The sequence below is a fragment of the Gracilibacillus marinus genome (assembly GCF_042651725.1).
In the GTDB taxonomy this organism is placed as follows: domain Bacteria; phylum Bacillota; class Bacilli; order Bacillales; family Amphibacillaceae; genus Gracilibacillus; species Gracilibacillus marinus.
Genome location: NZ_JBHSDV010000001.1, coordinates 409,938 through 433,069, shown reverse-complemented (window position 1 = coordinate 433,069; position 23,132 = coordinate 409,938). Strand labels below are relative to the sequence as shown.

General features: G+C 34.6%; 18 protein-coding genes. 2 read left to right on the top strand and 16 right to left on the bottom strand.

All coding sequences use genetic code 11. The features are described 5' to 3' along the window. Positions 1-21: 21 nt before the first annotated feature. The 15 genes from ACFOZ1_RS02030 to ACFOZ1_RS01960 form a co-directional block, all read right to left on the bottom strand. Positions 22-1,155, bottom strand: coding sequence for a glycosyltransferase (locus ACFOZ1_RS02030; RefSeq protein WP_390195297.1), 1,134 nt, complete (start codon positions 1,153-1,155; stop codon positions 22-24). 18 nt (positions 1,156-1,173) lie between these two features. Then, positions 1,174-2,538: a lipopolysaccharide biosynthesis protein gene (locus ACFOZ1_RS02025; RefSeq protein ID WP_390195295.1), complete on the bottom strand. Its 1,365-nt coding sequence runs from the start codon at positions 2,536-2,538 to the stop codon at positions 1,174-1,176. A gap of 2 nt (positions 2,539-2,540) precedes the next feature. Then, positions 2,541-3,818, bottom strand: a complete 1,278-nt coding sequence (locus ACFOZ1_RS02020) for an O-antigen polymerase (RefSeq protein ID WP_390195293.1) — start codon at positions 3,816-3,818, stop codon at positions 2,541-2,543. A 10-nt stretch (positions 3,819-3,828) separates the two neighbouring features. Further along, a complete protein-coding gene (locus ACFOZ1_RS02015) occupies positions 3,829-4,995 on the bottom strand; it encodes a glycosyltransferase family 2 protein (RefSeq protein ID WP_390195292.1) in 1,167 nt (388 codons plus the stop codon). A gap of 20 nt (positions 4,996-5,015) precedes the next feature. Continuing rightward, entirely contained in the window at positions 5,016-5,639 is a 624-nt protein-coding gene (locus tag ACFOZ1_RS02010) for an acetyltransferase (RefSeq protein WP_390195290.1), read from the bottom strand. Continuing rightward, positions 5,636-6,283: a sugar transferase gene (locus ACFOZ1_RS02005; RefSeq protein ID WP_390195288.1), complete on the bottom strand. Its 648-nt coding sequence runs from the start codon at positions 6,281-6,283 to the stop codon at positions 5,636-5,638. The genes ACFOZ1_RS02010 and ACFOZ1_RS02005 overlap by 4 nt, the downstream gene beginning before the upstream one ends. Then, a complete protein-coding gene (locus ACFOZ1_RS02000) occupies positions 6,283-7,398 on the bottom strand; it encodes a DegT/DnrJ/EryC1/StrS family aminotransferase (protein WP_390198013.1) in 1,116 nt (371 codons plus the stop codon). The genes ACFOZ1_RS02005 and ACFOZ1_RS02000 overlap by 1 nt, the downstream gene beginning before the upstream one ends. Before the next feature lie 489 nt (positions 7,399-7,887). After that, entirely contained in the window at positions 7,888-8,247 is a 360-nt protein-coding gene (locus ACFOZ1_RS01995; protein WP_390195286.1) for a prepilin-type N-terminal cleavage/methylation domain-containing protein, read from the bottom strand. A 412-nt stretch (positions 8,248-8,659) separates the two neighbouring features. Then, complete coding sequence (locus ACFOZ1_RS01990) at positions 8,660-10,495, bottom strand: polysaccharide biosynthesis protein (protein WP_390195284.1); 1,836 nt, start codon at positions 10,493-10,495, stop codon at positions 8,660-8,662. Positions 10,496-10,516: 21 nt separating this feature from the next. After that, positions 10,517-11,398 carry a UTP--glucose-1-phosphate uridylyltransferase GalU gene (galU, locus tag ACFOZ1_RS01985; protein ID WP_390195283.1) on the bottom strand — a complete coding sequence of 294 codons (882 nt, stop codon included), beginning with the start codon at positions 11,396-11,398 and terminating at the stop codon, positions 10,517-10,519. A gap of 124 nt (positions 11,399-11,522) precedes the next feature. Beyond that, positions 11,523-12,290, bottom strand: a complete 768-nt coding sequence (locus ACFOZ1_RS01980) for a tyrosine-protein phosphatase (protein ID WP_390195281.1) — start codon at positions 12,288-12,290, stop codon at positions 11,523-11,525. A gap of 194 nt (positions 12,291-12,484) precedes the next feature. Further along, positions 12,485-13,228, bottom strand: coding sequence for a CpsB/CapC family capsule biosynthesis tyrosine phosphatase (locus ACFOZ1_RS01975; protein ID WP_390195279.1), 744 nt, complete (start codon positions 13,226-13,228; stop codon positions 12,485-12,487). 187 nt (positions 13,229-13,415) lie between these two features. Beyond that, complete coding sequence (locus ACFOZ1_RS01970; RefSeq protein WP_390195277.1) at positions 13,416-14,120, bottom strand: CpsD/CapB family tyrosine-protein kinase; 705 nt, start codon at positions 14,118-14,120, stop codon at positions 13,416-13,418. Beyond that, positions 14,095-14,868: a YveK family protein gene (locus ACFOZ1_RS01965; protein WP_390195275.1), complete on the bottom strand. Its 774-nt coding sequence runs from the start codon at positions 14,866-14,868 to the stop codon at positions 14,095-14,097. Before ACFOZ1_RS01965 ends, ACFOZ1_RS01970 begins: the two co-directional genes overlap by 26 nt. A 371-nt stretch (positions 14,869-15,239) precedes the next feature. Then, complete coding sequence (locus tag ACFOZ1_RS01960) at positions 15,240-20,555, bottom strand: InlB B-repeat-containing protein (protein WP_390195273.1); 5,316 nt, start codon at positions 20,553-20,555, stop codon at positions 15,240-15,242. Between the two features lie 259 nt (positions 20,556-20,814). Between ACFOZ1_RS01960 and ACFOZ1_RS01955 the strand changes: the two genes are divergently transcribed. Beyond that, the gene (locus ACFOZ1_RS01955; RefSeq protein WP_390195272.1) at positions 20,815-21,039 is read left to right on the top strand and encodes an AbrB/MazE/SpoVT family DNA-binding domain-containing protein; all 225 of its coding nucleotides are present in this window, start codon (positions 20,815-20,817) and stop codon (positions 21,037-21,039) included. A 90-nt stretch (positions 21,040-21,129) separates the two neighbouring features. Further along, on the top strand, positions 21,130-22,068 hold the full coding sequence (locus ACFOZ1_RS01950) for a nuclease-related domain-containing protein (RefSeq protein WP_390195270.1): 939 nt from the start codon (positions 21,130-21,132) through the stop codon (positions 22,066-22,068). A 457-nt stretch (positions 22,069-22,525) separates the two neighbouring features. Here ACFOZ1_RS01950 and ACFOZ1_RS01945 read toward each other — a convergent pair whose 3' ends face one another. Continuing rightward, the gene (locus tag ACFOZ1_RS01945) at positions 22,526-23,077 is read right to left on the bottom strand and encodes a nitroreductase family protein (protein WP_390195268.1); all 552 of its coding nucleotides are present in this window, start codon (positions 23,075-23,077) and stop codon (positions 22,526-22,528) included. Positions 23,078-23,132: the final 55 nt, after the last annotated feature.

Below are 23,132 nucleotides of genomic sequence, written 5' to 3'. Positions count from 1 at the left end.
CATGACTAGTATTGATCATGCTTAACTATTAATAATGTTCTTAATTTTTTCTATTTCTTTATTAACTGTATTATTATTATGAAACTTATCTGGTAAGTTTTTAATATTATATAGCTCTAAAACAGAATTATAGTTATTATCATATCCGAATTGGGAATTAGGAATAAAAACAACATTCGGGAATTCATTTAACATTTCTCTACAAATTGGTATATCAGAGGTTATACAAGGCATTCCATAAGTGGCTATTTCACATACCATAACACCTTGAGAATCCAATCTTGTTGGCATTAAAGCGCATTTATATTTGTTTAATAGAGCAGGAATATCTTTTTGCTCAATGAAACTTTTAATTACTTTCACATTGTCAGGAATTGCGTGATAATCAAAATAACTACCTTCTCCGTAAATATGAAAAGTATAATTAGAATTGCTTTCTGCAAATTTTACAATTAGGTCGATACCGTATTTAGGTTGATCTAATGGCCTTATAGAAACAAAGTCAGCTAAGTAATTGTTTTCATCAAATTGGTATTTTTTACTTATAAAAGCTTCATTAGCAGCATTAAATATTATTTCTGAATTGTTTTCTACCTTATCCTGGTATGTTTCAATATTTTTAAGGAAGTGTTCCTTCATCCAAGAGCTTACAAAGAAAAATTTTACTTTGTTTTGTTCAAAAAGGTTATTAAATAGCTTAGAAAGAGTTCTTAGTTTATATTTATCATAAATTGATTGCATTCTTTTCTTGAAGAAACTTCTGTTATATTTATAGTTTTCTGGATAATAATTATTTAATGGTAATACTTCATGCCCATGAATTACAAAGATAATTTTTCTGAACAACTTAGAGTTTTTATTAATGAATTTTACATGATTTTTCACATTAGGAGCATGAGAAATTAATAGATGATAATCTTTTTCAGATTTCTCAAAATCATTTAAAGACATTACATTTATTCCTTCATAAGAATAATTAACTTTTGATTTGAAACTTAGAACACTTACATTGAAATGCTTTTTATAAATTAGATTTCGACTGTGAACATAAGACATAGCGTACTTATTATTTAAACTTGGATAATCTTCACTCAGTACTAAAATATTTATTACCCTCACCTCTTTAACCTTGATTGTTACAGATAAGTCATACACCAAACTAAACTCCCAATATTATTGTCTAATCAATTTGAACAGTAGCAAGAATTGAAGTACTACAAGTAGTGTTGAGAGCTGGATAATATCAAAAAACGTTACAAATAAAGCATAAAAGTATAAATTTATTACTATAGCTATTAATATTTTTGATTTCTTGATAAACCGCAAATAATTTTGTCCTATAAACAAGCGCAATATATATAGCAATAAAAAAGTAGTACCAACACCAATTGAGGCTCCTATAGAATTTAAATTGTTAATCAGTATAAGTAATAAAAACACTTGAAAAATCAGTATAAAAAAGGAGATTCTAAAGTGAATATAGCTTTTTTTACATAGATTTATGCCTATAGATACGGTTTCAGATAAAGTATAAAATACAGGCATTAAAACTAACATTGGAATAAGAGAGGTTGATTCTTCAAAATTCTCCCCTAACAACACCGAAAAAGCCTCTTTGAAATTTATTAACACAATCGCAACTATGACCATAACTACAGTTAATAAATTATTAATTGAGTTGAACTTATCTTTATAACCGTCTGTTTGGTAAACAGAATAAGCATATGGTACCCAAAAGGAATTAAACGCAGATTGAATAATATTTAGTGATAATGCAATTTGTAAGGCAGAAGTATATATACCTAACTCATGATCTGTAATAAATAAACTTAATAACATTTTATCAATATTAAGTACAATAGTTATTAGTACAGTTGACACCATTAAAGGTACTCCAAATTTTAGTAGGGACCTACTTTTTACAGAATTTTCCAACGTATCAAATTTACTTTGTGAGTTAATTAATCGAAATAAAAAAATTAAACCCAATATAGATGGAATAAAAAATCCTATAATTGAACTATAAATTAGATACAAATGCACCGCAGAAAATAAAGATATAAACATTACTATCAATGTTAGTTCAGTGAACCTTTGGCCAATATATAGTAAGGAAAACATATAACCTTTTTGTTCCATCCTTATAATAACCAATATATACCTGAATATATTTTGGGCAAACAGGAAAAAAATTAATAAATATGCATATTGATATTCACCTTTAAAGAAATGATTAATTGAATCTTTATTAATTAATATTATTAAACCAAATGTAATTATTGATAGTATAGTTAGTGAACTGATTTTTTTCAGTAAAATTTTAGGATTCACTTTATCGTAAAACCTAGCATAGGATTGATCTAACCCCATGATTGAAATATTACTAAAAACCATCGCGATAGAAATAAAAAGCATACCCCTTCCATATTCTTCGGGGGTCATCACCCTGGTTAAAAATGGAATACTTATGAATGCTATAATGCCTGCTCCGAAACTACCAATAGAGAATGAAAAAAGCTTTTTTAAAAAATCCAGCATATTTAATACCTTTTCAACTTAAATTTTGTAATGATACTTAATATTTTTATGATTATATATCCAATAGCGAAGTAAAAAACACCATTGTATACTGAACCTCTTCCTATAATCACTAGCATAGTACCCGCCAATACAAATACAGGAAAATAAAATGTACTGTTACTAGATTTGATTTTAGTGAGCCATTTGTTAAAAAAGGTCAGTATTATTACTAAGATAATAGAGGTAGTTAAACCTACCATTCCAAAGTTTCCGAATAAATCTCCATAGAGGGTTGGGTGCATTGAATAAGAATTGTTATTAAAATTAGATATATACGCACTACCCATACTTATTGTAAAATCTGGAGGTTTTAGTCCAAAAGTATAACTAGTAGGAAAAGGCATTAATAGAATTCTTAAATAAGTATGACCTTCTAGGAAATTTGGAAAGTTATTATTATGCTCTATGAAAAAATAGAATGCATTTTTCAAAGACAGTTCCCCATCACCCGATAAAAGCATAGACATTACTTCTGAATTCAACTCACCCAACGACCTCATTTCTAACATATCCCCAAAACCACCATATATTCTAATAAGTCTTAAGAAATATACTATATACACCGTTAACATCCCAAATATCGCTAAATAAAAAACAGAAGTTAATTTCACTTTCTTGTTATATAAGAAGGGATATATGCTAGATATTAGTAAGGGTAAGATAGTTATTCTATTACCAGTAGTTAAGGAGTATGTTAGGATAATTCCTAAAACTAAAAGATACATCTTTTTAGAATTTTCATAAAAAATCAAGCCAACACCTGCAGTTGCAAAAAACAAATATAAGGAGATTTTAAAAGGATTTAATAATCCTAATTCTCTATTTACATTGATGTATTCTCCCCAGGAAACACCAAAAACCTTGCCGAAAAATATATAGTTTGATATATATAAGATTAATACACTAACAATAAATGTACCGAATAGAAGTTGAACTAGTTTTCTATTTCCACCCTTATTTTTGTACTCATCTTCTACTAATTCAATATTCTGGTTTTTTGATAAGATTGACCTGGTTATTATATATAAAAAATTGAAGAGTATAACGAATAAGGAAGCAGTATTTAGTGTTTGAATAGTATAACCACTTGAACGAAATAAAACTTCAAGAAAATGAGGTACTCCGAATAAAATAAGAAGTGCCCCCCATAAGAAAATCAAAATTGATTTCATCTTGTATTCATATAATATGATTAATATGATTAAAACCAGCTGTAAAATTCCAAGTGTACTGCTCATCTTTTACTCCTTATCTTGTAGATTCTGCCTTCTCCCAAAACGGCTTTGCCTTTCCAGTCAATATATTATAGACTCCTACCCATTGCGCAAGTATGGTTACACAGTAGTAATAAACTAAAGTCAAATACTTATTATTCGATTTTGTAATTACTCTTACTAGTGCCAAAAGATAAAACAGCACCTGACCTGCAAAAGTTATAATATAAAGCAAGGACGCTTGTATTAGTAAAGCATTAGTTATAAATACTAATAAATGAGAAATCCATAATAAATATCTACATGTTCTGTGCCCAAAATAAAAATATGAAAACCATTTATACTTAAATATGTTTAGTATTCTCAAATCAGGTAATATATGTTTAAGAATAATACGGTTCATCCTTACTTTACGCCCGAATTCATCCTCTATAACTTCTCCAGCTTTCTCATAAGCGATAGCATCATGATTTGCAATTGCCCTTTTACCTTGGAGTGCATATAACGGTGGCATTGCACTATCATGACATTGAATTGGATCAAAGTCATAGTAATCCCTCGTCCTACAAGCATATAAAGCCCCATTACCCGCAGTTATTGACTGTATTCTACCTTCAATCTCACGGGTAGCTAGATCACTGTCCCAATAACTTGCTTCAGCATTACTCACATCACTAGATGCATGATTTACGATAGATAATCTTCCAGACACATAAGCAATATCATCTGAAGTAAAAGAGGCCATAAGTTCTTTAACAGAGTTTTTATCCATTATTGAATTAGCATCAGTCATAACTAAATACTCAGTTGTTACCGTTTTTTGCGCTTCATTCTGAGCATTTGTTTTTCCTTTTCGTGCTTTAACCTCATAAAGTCGTATATTCATGTTTTGATGTTCTTTTATGAATTGCTTTACGATTATATTTGTTTTGTCAGTACTATTATCTGAGGCAATTAAGAATTCAATTTTATCTCGAGGATAGTCTAACTCTATAATGTTATTTAACTTTTCTAGTATTACTTTTTCTTCATTGTGGGCAACTACCATTACGCTTACTGTAGGTTGATGATTATAATCCTTATTAAGCCTTCGATCCTTTAATAATTTCCCAATAAACTTCAACGAAATTGGATAACCAACCATTGCCCATACTATAATAAATCCACTTATATAAAATAAAATTTTATATAATAATTCCATTTGATTTCTCCCTTATACTTTTAGTAGTCTAACTTTTTTGCTGGTGTTCCAACATAGACTCCAGGTTCATTTATGTCCTTAATCACAACCGAACCAGCACCTACTTTGCATCCGTTAGTGATGTTTATATTATTGCTAACTACACTGCCGATACCTAACCAAGACCCTTTTCCAACTCTGACAGTACCAGCTAAATGGGCTCCCGGTGAGATATGAACAAAATCTTCTATATTATTATCATGGTCAATTGTAGAGCCTGTATTAACGATACAACCCTTACCTATTTTGGTACAGCTGTTAATAATTGCTCCCGCCATAACAGCTGTACCAATTCCTAAATCTACTTGTGCCCCTATAACTGCATTCGGATGAACTAATACGGGAATATTAGCTCCAAATGTTTCGAGCATTTCATGAACCTTTTGTCTCGTAGCATTGTTTCCGATGCCAACAAATATTTCATATTCATCTATATTTGTAAAAACATCGCCAGAGGTGCCAAGCACCTCCAAACCCATTGATGATTTAATACTTTGATTATCATCTAAAAAAGCAACACTCTGCCATTTATTCATTTTTAACGCAATGTCCGCAACTACTTTTCCATGTCCACTAGCACCTATTATAAGAAGTCTACTTTTCATAGTTCCATTCTTCTTTCTTTTTTTGTCCCCTTAAAAGGCTCCACGGTAGCAGCAGTCTCTGAGTTAATTCCTTCCCTGACAAAAACCTTTTTAATAGTAGAAAAAATAATCTTCCAATCATTCATAAAACTAACATTATCAACATAATTCACATCTAGATTAAATTTATCTTCCCAACTAATAGCATTCCTACCACTTACCTGAGCTAAACCGGAAAGACCTGGCCTTACTTCATGACGCCTCTTTTGGTGTTCGTTATAAAGAGGGAGGTACTGTACTAATAAAGGCCTTGGACCTATAATTGACATATCTCCCTTAAGAATATTAAAAAGTTCTGGTAGTTCATCAAGAGATGTAGAGCGAAGGAATCTTCCAAACTTCGTCAATCTAATACTGTCAGGAAGCAGTTCTCCATTTTTATCCCTTTCGTCAGTCATTGTTCTAAATTTATACATCATGAAGACATTCTCATTTAGCCCTGGTCTTTTTTGCTTAAATAGTACAGGGCTACCTAACTTCGTTCTCACAAGCAAAGCAACTATTAGTAATACTGGACTAAGAACAATAATAGCGATTAAAGAAAGTATAAAATCCATCGGTCTTTTTACAAACCTTCTATAAATACCGCCCTTGGAATTCTTCATTATTCTAACCACAACCCTTTAATAGTCTTGACGATTCTTTCTAAGTCCTCATCCGTCATCTTCGTATCAGACGGTAAACATACACCATTCTCAAACAATTTCACCGATACACCTTCACCAATAAAATCATACTTCTCAAAGAAAGGCTGCAAATGCATTGGTTTCCAAACCGGTCTTGACTCAATATTCTCAGCTTCCAATGCATCAAAGATATCAAGAGGTCTAACTTTACCAGTCAATACTATCGAGCTCAACCAATAATTCGGTTCATCCCATTCATTGCTAGGCATGAATTCAATGCCTTCAAGCCCACCAAGCTCTCTTTTATAGAACTCAAAAATGTAGTTCTTTTTGGCAACTCTTTGATTTAACACTTTAAGCTGCCCTCTACCAATCCCAGCAACCACATTGCTCATTCGATAATTAAAACCTAATTCGCTATGTTGATAGTGCCTTGCTTGGTCCCTAGATTGAGTTGCCCAGAATCTTACCTTCGCAATTCGTTCTTCATTATTTGAAACTAGCATTCCACCACCAGAAGTAGTGATAATCTTGTTCCCATTAAAAGAGAAAATGCCATAATCACCAAAAGTCCCAGTATGCTTACCTTTATAGTAAGTACCCAAAGACTCTGCAGCATCTTCAATAACTACTACATTATGTTTCTTACAGATCTCCATAATTTTGTCCATATCTGCAGACAAACCATATAGATGCACAACAAGTACTGCCTTTACTTCTGGATACTTATTAAATGCCTCTTCTAATGCCTTAGGACTCATATTCCAAGTTTCATAATCACTATCGATAAATACAGGAATAGCATTTTGATAGATGATTGGATTTGCAGTAGCTGAGAACGTAAGTGTTGGACAGAATACAATATCCCCTTCTCCAACTCCTGCTGCTTTAAGAGCCAAATGAATAGCAGCAGTCCCTGAGGAAAGTGCTGCAGCAGCTTTAGATCCTACTTTTTCAGCAAGCTCTCTTTCGAATCCATTTACGTTTTCACCAAGGGGCGCAATCCAGTTTGTATCAAAAGCTTCTTTAACATATTGCATTTCAAAACCCTCATCACTCATATGTGGTGAAGAGAGGAATATTCTTTCTTGCACTTTTGTTGTCTCCATCATCTAGACTTCCTTCCCAAGATAAGTTAATATATTTTAGTAGATTAGGACTTAATTAGAAGATCTAGCTCTAACCAACTACTAAACCACTAAAATTGTTATCTACTTTTCATAGCCACCTCGTAGTATCTATTCAATCTAACATAAAAATACGAAATAGATATTCACTCCATAATCAATTCAAACCGAATTTCTTCCTGCTATATATACCATTCAATCAATCTATAATTCTCACTAAATCAGTCTCAAACCCTTATACTGCAAGGTTTCTAGCGCTCAATCTAACCATGATAGTCAGTTCCACATTACCATTCAATCCAAACTTACACAATTCACTAAACAAAATATTGCCCCCACGTATATCTATATAATCTAACTTAACAAAATAGTTAGTACCAATCCTATGAGTTTATTCTAATTAAGGGATACTATTTTCCAAAACAACAATTCATTTCAATCCTCACAACATATTCATCACAAAATAGGAACTTCTCCACTCCCACCATCATGATTCCCATGCTTACTACAATCTATCTCCTCACCAACAAGTTGATAAATTCCATCATTAGGACAGCGCACTTCATCATATCTCAATTGCACAAACTCTTTAAAAATAATAGTACTACTTGTTTTATCCTCTATAGCTAAATAATCACGATAATTCTTACTTACCATTAATCGATTCTCAGCACATACATCTTTTCTAGAAGATTCTACTATATTACTAATGCTAGGAATAGCGATTGCTAAAATGATTCCTAATATCGCTATTACCGCTAGTAATTCAACTAGTGTAAGGCCGGCCATTTCTATTTGTAAACAAAATAGTAACAATTCTGTTTTTCATCATATATAAGCTCCTATCTATAATAGTTAACTCTATGATGACAATCTAATTTCTAAAAAAACATTAACTATCATTGATATAAATCCCCCAACCCAAAAAATACAGATTGAAAGATCTATACCAATATATCAAAAGGGGCATCCAACCCCACCTCACATCCCACTACCGACGACTAGCGTCTAAGGTGCCCCTAACACCCACAGCATGACCGAGTGCCTCTATTGATATTGGTAAAGAGACATCACCATTCTTATACGTTCATCTGAATTACTGCGAGAAAAAGAAATAATAGATTCATTCCTTCTTTTTCTCCCAATAACTCTGTTGATTCATCTCACATGTGTATACCAATCGACAACTAGCAATCTAGAAATCGATTGGTATCAACAATGTTCTTCTTTATTTCGCAAATTCTGCATCTACATCGTCTAAAATACGCCCATAGACAATGTCCATCAACTTGTCCTTTAACTCTACATTCGATAACTCTTGGAAACTAGCGATTAAATCAAGTAATATATGTCCATGCACATCGACTGTCTTTCCAACATATATCTTTTCATATACTGCTTCAGGATGTACTTCATCTTCTCCGAGTAATTCTTCATACATTTTCTCACCAGGTCTAATACCAGAGAATTTAATTTCAATATCTGATTCATTGTAACCTGATAATTTGATGAGATTTTTGGCTAAATCGACAATCTTGACTGGTTCTCCCATATCAAGGACGAATATCTCTCCACCTCTTGCAAGTGTACCTGCTTGAATTACTAGTCTCGATGCTTCTGGTATTGTCATGAAGTATCTCGTCATATCCGGATGTGTGACTGTAACAGGTCCACCTTGTTCAATTTGCTTTTTGAAGAGTGGAATCACACTACCACGGCTTCCTAATACATTTCCAAATCTCACTGCAACGAATTTCGTCTGACTACGTGAAGCCAAATCTTGAATCACCATTTCTGCGACACGCTTTGTTGCGCCCATTACATTTGTTGGATTCACCGCTTTGTCTGTCGATACTAACACAAATGTATGAATACCGAATGCATCTGCAGCCTCTGCTACATTCTTCGTTCCAATCACATTGTTCTTCACAGCTTCATGTGGATTGTACTCCATTAATGGTACATGCTTATGTGCTGCTGCATGGTAGATAATCTCTGGCTTGTATTCATTCACAATATCGAATATACGCGCACGGTCTTGGACATCAGCAATAATTGGTATAATTTCAATTTCAGTATGACCGTATTTTTGACGTAATTCCATATCGATGGAGTAAATACTAAATTCACCATGACCAACAAGTAAAATTCTACTTGGTGTAAATCGCATTAATTGACGACAAATCTCTGAACCTATCGATCCACCAGCACCTGTCACCATAACAGTATTGTCTGTGACATATTCAGAAATCGCATTGATATCTAGTTCTACTGGTGCTCTTCCTAGTACATCCTCTACATCCACATTCTTCAGTGCACTAACAGATATTTTACCTGATACGATATCTTCTATTTTCGGAATCATTTGTACTTTGGCATTCGTACTATTACATTGTGCGACAATTTCTGTTAATGCACCTTGTGTTAAGGAAGGAATGGCGATAATGATATGTTCAATCTCTAACTCTTTTACAATAGCAGGGATATCTTTCGATCCACCTGCAACTGGAATGTTATAGAGTTGCATTTTCTGTTTGGTTAAATCATCATCGATAAATGCGATGGGGCATAGTTCATTATGATGTTGTTCTACTTTTAATTGTCTAGCAATCATGGCACCAGCAGCGCCAGCTCCGACAATTAATGTACGCTTTTTATTTTTTGTGTCATTGATATATCTGTCACGCAAGACACGCCAGACGAAGCGTGAACCACCGATTAAGATAATATGTAGCAGCCATGTAACAAGTAATGCACGCCGATAAATAGAGTAGTCATTGATAACATATTGGACAATTCCTGCAGCAATAATCGAGAATGTGATTGCTTTGACAATTGCCATTAATTCACCTACACTCGCATAGGCCCAAACTTTATGATAAAGCTTGTAGACCCATGCGAAGATGTGATGAAAAACAAGTAAAGCGATGGAGCTAATAATAAGTGTGCTATCCACTATAATATTGCTTGATTGGTAGACAATCCATGTTGCAATAAATATCGCAGTACTTACAATGACGGAATCCATTAATACTAATAATAATATTCGTGATTTATAACCCATAAGGGCCCCCGCCTTCTGTTTTTACTTATTTTTGATTGTCGATTCGACTATTTCTTCTAACATTTTGCGAACTTCATCACCAATTTCTTCATTCTGTAACGCGAACTCGATGGTAGTTCTTACAAATCCTAATTTTTCCCCAACATCGTAACGTTTCCCTTCGAAATCATATGCAAAAACGCTCTGTGTCTCATTCAATTGTTGGATGGCATCTGTTAATTGAATTTCGCCACCTGCACCTAACTCTTTACGTTCTAAGAATTGGAATATTTTTGGTGATAGTACATAACGGCCCATAATTGCTAGATTAGATGGTGCTGTACCTTTTTCAGGTTTTTCTACAAATTTATTTACTGAGTAGTTTCGGCCATTTTGTTCGTTAGGATCTACAATACCGTAGCGATGTGTCTCATTCTCAGGTACTTGTTGTACACCAATAATCGAACCACCTGTTTCTTCGTATTGGTCAATTAATTGCTTTAAGCATGGTGTTTCTGCTTGTACAATGTCATCACCTAACAATACTGCGAATGGCTCGTCACCGATGAACTTACGTGCACACCATACTGCATGTCCTAGTCCTAGAGGTTCTTTTTGACGAATATAGTGGATATCTACTTGCGCAGGTTGTTTTGCTTTTTCTAATAAATCATACTTACCTTTCTTCAATAAATTATCTTCTAATTCGAAGTTATTATCAAAGTGATCTTCAATCGCACGCTTGCCTTTCCCTGTTACGATGATAATATCTTCAATTCCTGAGGCAATTGCTTCCTCGATAATATATTGAATCGTTGGTTTATCTACAATTGGTAACATTTCTTTCGGCATTGCTTTCGTTGCTGGTAGGAATCTCGTACCTAGCCCTGCCGCTGGAATAATTGCTTTTCTCACTTGTTTCATTTTATTACCCTCCGAGTATATCTGTCATGTGACATGTATAGTATTTGTATAGTTGATTATGCTACTTTTAAAGATGCAAAAAAAAATACATCTTATATTATACGCTTGTTTTAGGTAAATTCAGCTAAAAAATACCCAAAATTTTCTTTCTTTTGATTTGTTCTGGTGGATTACTTATGACGATTTGATTATTTATAAGGAATTGTGCATTTTCAAGGAACCAGTATAAGCGTTGTGAACCGAATTCTTTTTTTACGACACTATGTGCTTCTACATTTGCAAAACCACGTGATGTTATATTATGTGCATCTGATGCAATAAAATGTGTTAATTCTGATTCAATTAGTTGTAGGCTTAAGTTCTTGATCTTCTTTCCGAACATACCAGCAACACTTCCCGCTGTCACTTGGGTGAGTGCACCATCAGAGACGAACTCATAAAGAAGATTAGGATTCTCCATAATCTCTTTGTTTCGCTCAGGGTGAACGATAATTGGCGTTATTCCTTTTACTTGTAAGTCGAATAGAATTTGTTTTGTATAACGCGGAACATGACTTGAAGGTAGTTCCACGAATAAATACCCACTTGTTTCATTAAGTGGAAGTAGGTGTCCATTCTCTAAGTCTGTGATTATATCTCCATTTATTCGTGTTTCTTGTCCTGGTAATAGGATGAGAGGAATATCTTCTTCTTGGATGACAGTATTTAATTCTTTCACTGCTTCTATTATATCAATTTTGTAATTATCGTAACTGCCATTTCTGTGATGAGGTGTAGCAATAATTGTAGTAATCCCTTTAGATACTGCATCTCGTGCCATCTCAATACTTTGGGCTACATGTTTTGCTCCATCATCCACACCTGGTAAGATGTGACAATGAATATCTATCATAAATGTTCAGCACCTTTACTAGCTTTCTATTATTCACAAAATGATTATATCAGTATTAAGAACAAATGAAAACAGGTGATGGCAAATTCTTGTCAGTTTTTTGTAAAAAAATAATTAGATATGATTAAAATTAGCGAAAAATAGCAAAACTATCACTAGTAAATTAGTGATAGTTCATAATTTTAATGCTATTATCACATAAACGAAAAGAAACTTTTTTTCTTAATACGTGATGGTTCGTTCATGATTATGGGATATCCTGTTTCGATACAGGAGGAATTCTCTAGGAAGAAACGTTCTACTTCATCTCCAAAATCTTTTCTTATCTTACTCCACACTTTCTCTTCTTCCATTATCAAGGTAGTGTCTATGTTAACAAGGTGCGCCAAATTATGTTCAATCATTTGTTTCGCAAGTTGTTGCGCTTTCTTTCCGCCTTTACCAAGAATGGATTGTCCGTTAATAAGAACAACGAGACCTTTTTTCACCATCTGGTAGATAATACTTGAATCATTTTGGATAATCTTATTTTGTTCCGGATACACTAATATGGGTTGATAGCCTTTCATCTGAAGTTCGTATATTGTTTTTGCAGTATAACCATGTATGTGCCCTTTTGGTAATTCAATCAGTACATAGTCATTCACGCTGAATGTCAGTATCTTCTCTTCCATTATATGTTCCAATAAATGATCATAGATAGTCACTACATGCGCAGGAACGACATTCCACTTATTAGATAGACGCTCTGTCAATAAATTATTGATTCGCAATACTTTTTCTTTATTCCATTCATCCATTAATGGCATATGCCTTTGAACAACATATACATCTTTCCGATTCTCGTTCGTTATATTATTTAACAAATCGTTAATTGTAACTTTATTAAGAACGTCACTATCTACTTTTTCTAATAAATCCAAATGGAAATATACCAACCCAAACATCCCCTCACAAAGAATATATCGTTCTATATAAAGAATAACACATTCATAATAGTTTGAAAATAGGATATTAGTAAATATTAATTATTTTTTGTGGGTAATTCTAATTATATTTATAGCTGCAGCAGAATATTTCTAAACAAAGAAGCTATCACCCTAGCGATAGAATGATAGCTTCTGATTAATTTGTACCATAGTAATAATAATAGTTCGAACCTTTTTTAAATACTTTATCATTTAGAACAACACCTAATAGCTTAGCTTGTCCTACTTCTAATAATTCTTTTGCTTTTTGTGCCGTTTCATACTCTGTTCTCTTACTACGTACAACCATTACAACACCATCACAGATGTTACCTAAGATTTGCGCATCTGTTACCGCTAATACTGGCGGTGTATCAAAAATCACTAAATCATAGATACCGTTCAAGTGTTCTAGTAGACGTTTCATAGATTGAGATCCTAATAGTTCAGAAGGATTCGGTGGTATTGGTCCACATGGCATCAAGTCCAAATTTGCTTCATCACTTTCCACAACCGCTTCTTCAACTGACGCCCCACCTACAAGTACGCTACTTAATCCTTGTTGATTGGGAATACGGAATGTATAGTGTAATGTTGGTTTACGCATATCAGCATCAATTAGTAATACCTTTTTCCCTTGTTGGGCAAATACTACTGCTAAATTTGCTGTTACTGTAGACTTTCCTTCTGCCGGACCTGATGACGTCACAAGCATCGAGCGAACTTCACCGTCTACTGTTGCAAATTGAATATTTGTACGAATCGTCTTGTATTGTTCTGTTACAGGGGATCGTGGGTTAATTTTTGTAACTAAGTGCCTCATGTTCGAGTTCAAGTTAGACTGTTTTTTTCTTCGCACCATTGATATTACCCCTTTCCCGCTTTACATTACTCACCTGCGCTCTAGATATGTGTGCACGTGACATTTCCTCATCCGTCACATGTGCCACAACACCTAAAATAGGCAGACCTAATTTATCTTCAATATCTTGTTCTGTCTTAATTGTATTATCTAAGTACTCTAGTAAGAATGCAAGTCCTACACCTGCCATTAGTCCTACAACAATAGCAATCGCAATATTCAGCATTGGCTTTGGATTTACTGGTGATGGATTCGCACCTGTTACTGCTTCTGCTAATACGCTGACATTATTGACATTTAAGAGTACTGGTACTTCTTCTTGGAACACTTCGATTGTTTTATTTGCAATATCTGCTGCTAAATACGGGTCTTCATTTGTCACTGTTAGATTCACGACTTGCGAATTCTGTTGGCTACTTACAGCAACTTGACTTGCTAATGTGCCAGATGAATATGGAAGATCTAATTCTTCTACCACTTGATCTAGTATTCTTCTACTTACGATTATTTGATTATACGTATTAATAATTTCAACATTGGAACGTATTTGATTAATGTCTACTGTGCTTGATTCTGCATTTGTATCTTGGTTAACAATAAATTGCGCATTAGACTGATACGTTGGTGTAATAACAAAAAAACTAATAATTGCACTGATACCTGCTGCTACCACAGTGATAGCGATGATTAATCCTAGACGTTTTTTCAGTACGGCGAATATTTCTTTCAATGATATTGTTTCTTCCATGACTTATTTTAACCCCCGTGAAGATAGTTTGGATGATAGCACACACACACTTCTCCATCATACCATAAAAGAAATTATAACATAAATAGATTTTTTTCTATACTGTTAATTTGTTAGATTTTACAATATATTTATTTTTTTGATTATTTGGGTGGGGAGTGGCTCCTAGGATGTTTGTGTAGATGGTGGAATCGTTGTGTCATGGGATTTTCATTGCGTGGCTTTGGAATTCCCTGCGTCGCTTGGATTATTCTTATTCCTGCTTGGCTCGGATTATTCCTGCGTGGATCGGGGATTCCCTGCGTCGTGCGAATTTTCCCTGCGTGGAGATAGCAAAAAGAGGAAGGTGCGTCCTTCCTCTTTTCATTCTATTAATTATTTGGTTGTTTGCTTATTCTAATAGTGATGCCTGCTAGTAATAAGAGAATACCTATTAGAATCCAGTTGTACATGTTTGTTGCTGTATTTGGTAATTCTTGTTGTTTTGTTGGTTCTTCTTGTTTAACTGGTGTTTCTTCTTGTTCATTTGGTTCTTTAGTTGGTTGTTCATTAATTGGTTCTTCTACTGGTTGCTTCGGTTCTTCTTCTGGGTCTTTCACTTCTTCTGTTGGTTGTTCTTCTTCAACCTGTTGTTCTCCATTTAATACTAGAATATCATCTGGATGGAAGACTCCAAATACACTGAAGTGATTTGTTCTTGCTACAATGCTTCGACCGATTAATTCTCCACCAATTAATTCCCATTTCTTTGTTTCTTCATTGAAATAATATACTTTTAATTCTTCTGGTAATTCTTCTGGATTTTCCACAGTTGTATCAATTGGGAATGTAATCTCGATTGGATCTTCAAAAGTAGATATTACTTTGTCCCCTTGCTTAATCATAAATTTGTAAATAGATCCAACTGCTCGTTCTTTTGCTTTTTCCACTTGTTGCTGTTGTGGGTCTTCGAAAAGAGTCATCAAAATATGAAGAGGTCCTTCATCTTTGAAGTTACTCGCTGGAATAGATAGTGCCGCATCCTTCTTTTTACTTTGAATAATGGCATGTTTTCTTCGCAGTTGCTCTAATTGTTCTTCTTTTAACGATACATTCTCACTCTTGTCCGTCAAATTTGTAACAAGCACACCATTTTGATCTAATACCTCAATATCCTCTGTGTTCACCTCAACACTTTTATCCTTTACGATGACATCTGCAACTTTTTCTTTTACTAAATTAACTAGATTGATTGTGTATTGTTGTTTAGTAGAATCTTGTGCTGTTACCGTAATGATGATCGATTCTGCATCTACTTTCGTTTGTTTACCCGATTCAACCAATTGACCATTAACTTCAACTTTTGCATACTTATTCATCTTCGTTGGTGTAAATGGAATAGTTGTCACAGATGGACTGATGAACATTTTGTATTCATACTGATTTTGCTCAAATACAGGTGAAAGTTCAAGATTTTCACCTATAGTTAGATTACTTAATAGCGCATTATTCGACTTTTTCTTAATATCTACCTTTATTCTCTCACTAGTAGTCACTGCTTTCTGTTCACCTGTTGCCTGTTCATTCGTGTTCGTTACAGTCACATAGTAATAAAAAGTTCCGACATTATTTGTTGGCACTGCGTACTCACTAGAAGTAGCACCTGCTACCTTCTGTCCTGCTTCAGTTGATGAAGTGGACTTGTACCACTCGTAACTTAACTTGCCGCTATCCTCAATCGTCGCTTCTACAGATACTATTGGAGATGCATCACCTTGAAATGCTTCATTGCTTGTAGTTTTCACTTGGACTAATGGTTTAATTGCATCGATTTTCTTTATAAATTGTGCTGTGACAGTTAAAGGACTTATGATTGATGTGAAATCAACATCCCAACCTGTAAATAGATAACCGTCTTTTGTTGGATTGGCTGGTACTGTTGCTTTACTTCCATGCTTCACATTTGTTGTATGCCATACTTGTCCGTCTCCGTCTAAGAATGTTACTTCATATTCGTTAATCTGCCATTTTGCATGCAACGTTAGGTTTTCTGCTGACATTGTCGCATTTTCCCAGTTGAAGGCCTCTATTAATGCTTCATCTGTGTACCAACCTTTGAACGTGTAGCCTTCTTTAGTTGGTGGTGTTGGTGCTTCTAATAGTGCATTATAATCTGCTGCAATTGGTTCGACATTACTTCCACCTTCAGAATCAAATGTAATCTCATATTGATTAATTGCATACTGAGCTGTAATTTGTAAATTTTCCGCTACAAACTCGAAAGTCTTATCCCAATCAATAAATGTATATCCAATGCGTGTTGGGTGGATTGGCTCTGATGCTTCATGGCCGAAATATACGACTTCCCTCGCCAATTCTGTACCATCATAGTCTTGGAAAATGACGGTATATTGATTGATTTCGTAAATTGGACTAATGATTAAGTCTCCTGTTACATTAGAGAAGTCTCTGTCCCATCCAGTGAATGTATACCCAATTCGAATTGGTGGTTGTGGAGCAATTGCTGCATCTCCATGTTGCACAAACTGCGAATCCATCTCCATACCGAGTGCATCTTGGAAAATTACTTTATATTCGTTAATTTTCCATTTTGCATATAATGTTACATCTTCCGCTGGCATTGTCGCACTTTGTAATGAAAGTGGTTCTGTTAGTGCTTCATCCGTATACCACGCATCAAATGTGTATCCTACTTTTATCGGTATTGGCAATAGGTTCAGTGGCGCGTCAAATTTTACAGGCATTGCATTCATTGAAATGCCACCATTTGTTTCAAAATGAATTGAATAGATGTTTTTCACATATTGAATGTTTACTGTATACATTTTCGTCGTGCCATCTTCTGCCATCACTTCAATCTCGACTAAATTATCCCCTTCTACTAAATCAATTGTAGTAGAATTGGTGCTTTCTGATTGAATTTTTACATCAGCTAATGCATCTGATTTTGTTGCAGTGATTGTAACTTGATTTGCTTCGTCCGCTAGTATCGCAGTATAATTGGTTGCATCACTTGCGAACGTTTCATTAAGTGCACCAACACTAAGCTCGATATTCGACAAATCTGCATTATTGCTTAATCGTTTGACATGTACAGTGTATGTCTTTATTGATTGGTCCCCTGCTGTTACTTCAATTGTGAGAACATTATCCCCAACATTTAGTGGTATATTTTCCGAAGTATCTCCAGAAGCAACTGTCTTACCATTTATTTTTACTGATGCTTGCTCATTTGCAGTAGTTGGGACAAGTGATATTGTTGTGATCGCGTTATCTACTACTAATTCATAATCTAATACATCACTATCGAAATTCGGTGACAATGACCCATCACTAGATTCTAAGTTCGTTAGACTATTATTACTTGAAGCATGAATGACTGTCACATTTGATGGTACGCTTTGAAGTTGATTTACCTCTTGTACCACATAATAATTTGTTTCAAAGTCAATCGCATCAAACGTATATGTCCCATTTTCATTTGCAGTTCCTATTGCGACTTGTTCATTTGCTTCATTCATTAGGTATAATGTCGCGTTCGGTTCTGCATTCTTCACATCTATACTTGGTAATTGTGCAGATATGCCAGTAAGTGTGACTTTAGTAGGTATTACTTCCACTTTTCTACTAACTTCTGCATCATTCCCTGCCGTATCCTTTACAGAATAGGTAACTGTATATGTGCCAATGGTAGATGTATCCACATTGTCATTTACAGTAACTGAATCAGTAAGATCACCTTCTGTTTCATCTATAACCGCATATCCTAATTCTGTATATGCTTGTCCCTTTTTAATCTGAATGGTTTGATCACCGTTCAATGTGATAACAGGCTGATCTCTATCGATATTGGAAACTTCTATTTCTGTAACTGTTGTATTACCAGCAATATCTTTTGCTAGAATTGTATATGTGCCATTTTCCGTTGCTACAAAAGCTCCATTTGTAATCTGCTCGCCATGAGTATTCATATAGGATTCGTCATGACTTCCTTTTGCCCATTTGAGTTCGCCATATTCATTCATATATACACTAACTATCACATTTCCGTTTGTCCATGTGGAAGGATTTTTAGTATAAGAAATAGTAGGTGCAGTTCGATCAATTGTAAAACGAACTGTTGTACTATTCCCAGCATCATCTTTGACAATTAATGTATACGAACCTTCCTGTGAAATAACAGTATTAGACGGAATTTCTATACCATTTAATGTAGCTACTCCTTCTGTGAAAATAACCGTACGTTCTGTTGAATAAATAGAATTATTTGTTACACCTTCTACTACAGGGGCAATTCTATCTAATTGAATAGAATCAAAGGCAATTTCAGATTGATTCCCAGCTTTGTCTCGTAGTCTCATAGATATGGTCTGTTCTCCGTCCACATCTTGAAGTATGAAATTTTTTATAGATGAAAAGGGCTCCCATTGTGACCATTGTGACCATGTTCCTCCATTTGTTGAGAATTGCATCTCGTTTTGTGAGTTTTCCTCTTCATGCGATACATGAAGTACAACACTAGTGCTGTTTGTTACAGCAGCACCATTATTAATTTGAATAGTCGGATTGGCTGGTGGTGTGCTGTCATATACTACTGTAAAATTATAACTCGCCTTATTACCATTACCCATATTATCTATAACCGCATTCTCATTAAGTGTTAATGTAACTTCTCCATCGTTATTTGGTGTAATTTCAATATTGTGGGTTTCATAATAGCCAGAAACACTTGTCACTTCGCCATTTGATACAGTAAAATCATTTACATCTAGGCCAGTTACAGTTTCACTAAAAACAATGGTTATTGGTATAGGATTTGTATTTGTCGGGCTTATCTCATAAGTATAGAATATTACAGTTGGTTTATGATCAATTAGCATTGTATATGTTTCATTACTATAACTTGTACCATCATGGACATCAAAACGGAAAGATCCGTATCGAGATGTATTTTCTAGATATTTTAATTCACCCTGTTCGATACTTTGTCTAGAAATATTTCTTTCTGTGGAGATATACTCTCCTGGATCTATATAATTGTTGTTATTTTTATCATGAATTAATGCACCATTTGTCTGCCCTTTAATTCGAATATGATGCAATTTATCTCCATCTGCGTCATAATATTGAAAGTCTGATATAGAAAAAGTATACATATTGCCATCTAAAGTTATATTTCCATAATTTGCGCTTGGAGGCGTATTGATTTGCCCATGAAAGAATTCAAGAATACTATTGCTATCATTAACCGTCACCCAACTCGCTCCAACAGGGATACTGTATATATCACTTACACAATTCGTACTATTAGATGCTGGATAACAAAACTGTAGACCATAATTATCTGGAAAGTTCTCTACAGCCCAGACTGCATTATTGGGTATTGTAGCTGCTCCTTCAGTTTTGTAAATAGATATTCCATCAGAATAATAATATTGATTATTATTCTGATTAATAGAAACAACCCAATTAGCATTAGCAGGAAGCATCAAAGGATCAGGAACACTTTTAATCTCCTCATTATTTTCCACGCCATAAAAAAACTCAGTTCCATAAACAGTAACAGCCCATTTCGCATTTGATGGTACTAAATTTATATCAGTCACCATTAATGGTATTCCTTGCAATGGAGTAATATTGACAGACAATAAAATAAAAATTAATAATAACGAAAAAAATTTTTTCATTTTGTTTCACCTCTCTTTTTTTAATGTTGTAACAAATAGAATAATTTTTATCCTCCTTTTCAGTTTTTGTTATATTACTGGGAATTTTGTATCGAAAGTCTTGGATAGTTGTGATTAAAGTAACTTTTTGCACTCTTTATTATAGTTCTTATGTAACAGAATAGATACAATTTTTTTGAGTATTTCAAATATTTTTTAAAGGGATTTTAATATACTAATTGAAGTGTAGATAATACTAGTTTGCAAAGGGTGAAGTTTGTTGACAAAAGTTCAAAAAGTGGGAAATGGTTTAGCTTTACGAATACCGACATGCATTGCAAAAGAGCTAGGAATTGTGCATGGATCTGAAGTCGAACTTCGAGTATGTGAAGGGAATTTGATAATGAAACTAACATTAGAAATTTTGTTATCTCAAACAAAAGGAAAAACAAACCCACATTTAGTGTATAACTTCGGAGGACCAACAGGTAAGGAAATAATTTGACTGTTTTAGTTACAGTCACTTTTTTTATATTCAAAAAAGGATTTTGACCAGTTATGTCGAATATTAACTTATAGAAAGGAGGCTACTAATTTGAACAAACGTAAACCATCAGATTCACTGATTCGATTACGGCGTGGCTCCGTCCGTTATGCAGAGTCACCCATCCGCAATGAATTGGAACGACAGTATCAACGCGAAAGGAAAGGCCATGAAGCTGAATGTGATTCAGACTTTCATATGGAACGATTGGGATTTCTACATTCCAAAAAGGCCATCTACATCCCCGGTATCCGCCTACCAACAAAAATAGGTAACACATACTTCCAAATAGACTCCCTTTTGCTCACAACTTCATTCGCATTAATCATTGAATCCAAAAGCAGCTCTGGTCAATTCAATTATTCCGAATACGGGAAGAACTTTATCCATGATAAATTCGACATGCTAGATCCCATCATCCAATCTGAAGAACAACGCGACCAACTCCAACAATGGCTGAATAGAGCCGACTACCCTATTGAAACAATTGTTGGTTTAAGCAATTCACACGCAAAAATTATTACAGATCAAACAAGCAAATGGATCCACGAACGTGTAATGCATTTCGGCCATCTGAAAAGCGCCATCCCCCATCTAGCTAATAAACACCAACAAGAAATCCTAAAACGCGATCAACTACTAAGATTAAAGAAGTACTTATTAACCCACCATACAGAAAGACATTACACATTTAATACTTTTTTCACCCCATATGCACAAGGTGTTCTTTGTCCAAAATGCTATACACTTGGCATGAAGCGCACCCGCTATACATGGTGTTGCCTCAGATGTAAGCACGTCTCGCGCGATGCCCATCTTGAAGACCTGCTCGATTATTTCTGCTTTGTTCACAATCGCATCACAAACAGAGAATGCAAACATTTCTTAGGATTAGACAGTTCCCACACCGCGTATAACCTATTAAGACAAGCACCCTTTCTAGAACCAAGAGGAACATCAAAAGGAAGATATTATGTGTTGAAGAAATGAATGGACGGTTGGATGGGTGGGAATTTGAGCGACGCAGGGATTCTCTGTGCCACGCTGGAATTCCACCAACACAGCACATTAATCAACATCCAGCCAACACACAATAAATCAATTTAATAAAATTCAAATTAAAAAATGCTTGGAATTTAATGAAAACCAAGCATTTTTTTAATATATTCTTTTGTTGGTGGAACTTATTCAATGTTGAGTTGGTTTATTCAATAGTAGATCACATAGGATTCGTGCGTCACTCATGGAATTCCTGTGTCTCGCATTTTATTCCTGCGTCGCTCCAAGTTTCCCGGCGTCTCGCACTTTATTCCTGCGTCGCTCCAGGATTCCTGCGTCTCGCATTTTATCCCTGCGTCGCTCCATGTTTCCCGGCGTCTCACACTTTATCCCTGCGTCGCTCCAAGATTCCCTGCGTCCCACCAAAAACCTCTAACTCACCAAAATCTCACTCAAACTTCCCATACATCACCATACTATCCAAGCTATTACGCCCAGATGGTGTTTCGCGTTCTCTTAGTGTTTCATCTAATGTATTTTTATCATCTTGATAACCAATTGCAATACAGATTTGAACTTCATATTGGTCTGGGATATGTAGGATTTCTTTTGCTTTATCTTTATAGATACCGCCCATTGCATGTGTTGCTAGACCATTTTTGTGCGCTTGAAGTGCTAGGTAACCCCATGCTGCTCCTGCATCGAATTTATGTGATGGACTTGCTTCTGTATCTGATATGAGTAGTGCATATACTGGTGCATTGCGACACCACGTGAGGTTGCCATCCATGATGAATTGATCGAATGTTGCTTTGTCTTCTTCTGTTGTTGCTAGGATGAAGCGCCATGGTTGTTTGTTGCTGCCAGATGGTGCCCAACGAGCTGCTTCTAATATACTCATTAATAGTTCTTCTTTGACTACTTCTTTTTTAAATGCTCGTGGTGACCATCTATTTAGAAATATTTCGTCAATTGGATAATCTGCTTTTCTTGTGCTCATCATTGTGCCTCCCTTTTATTATCTCTTTAATTATAGAAGATTATGTACATCTATT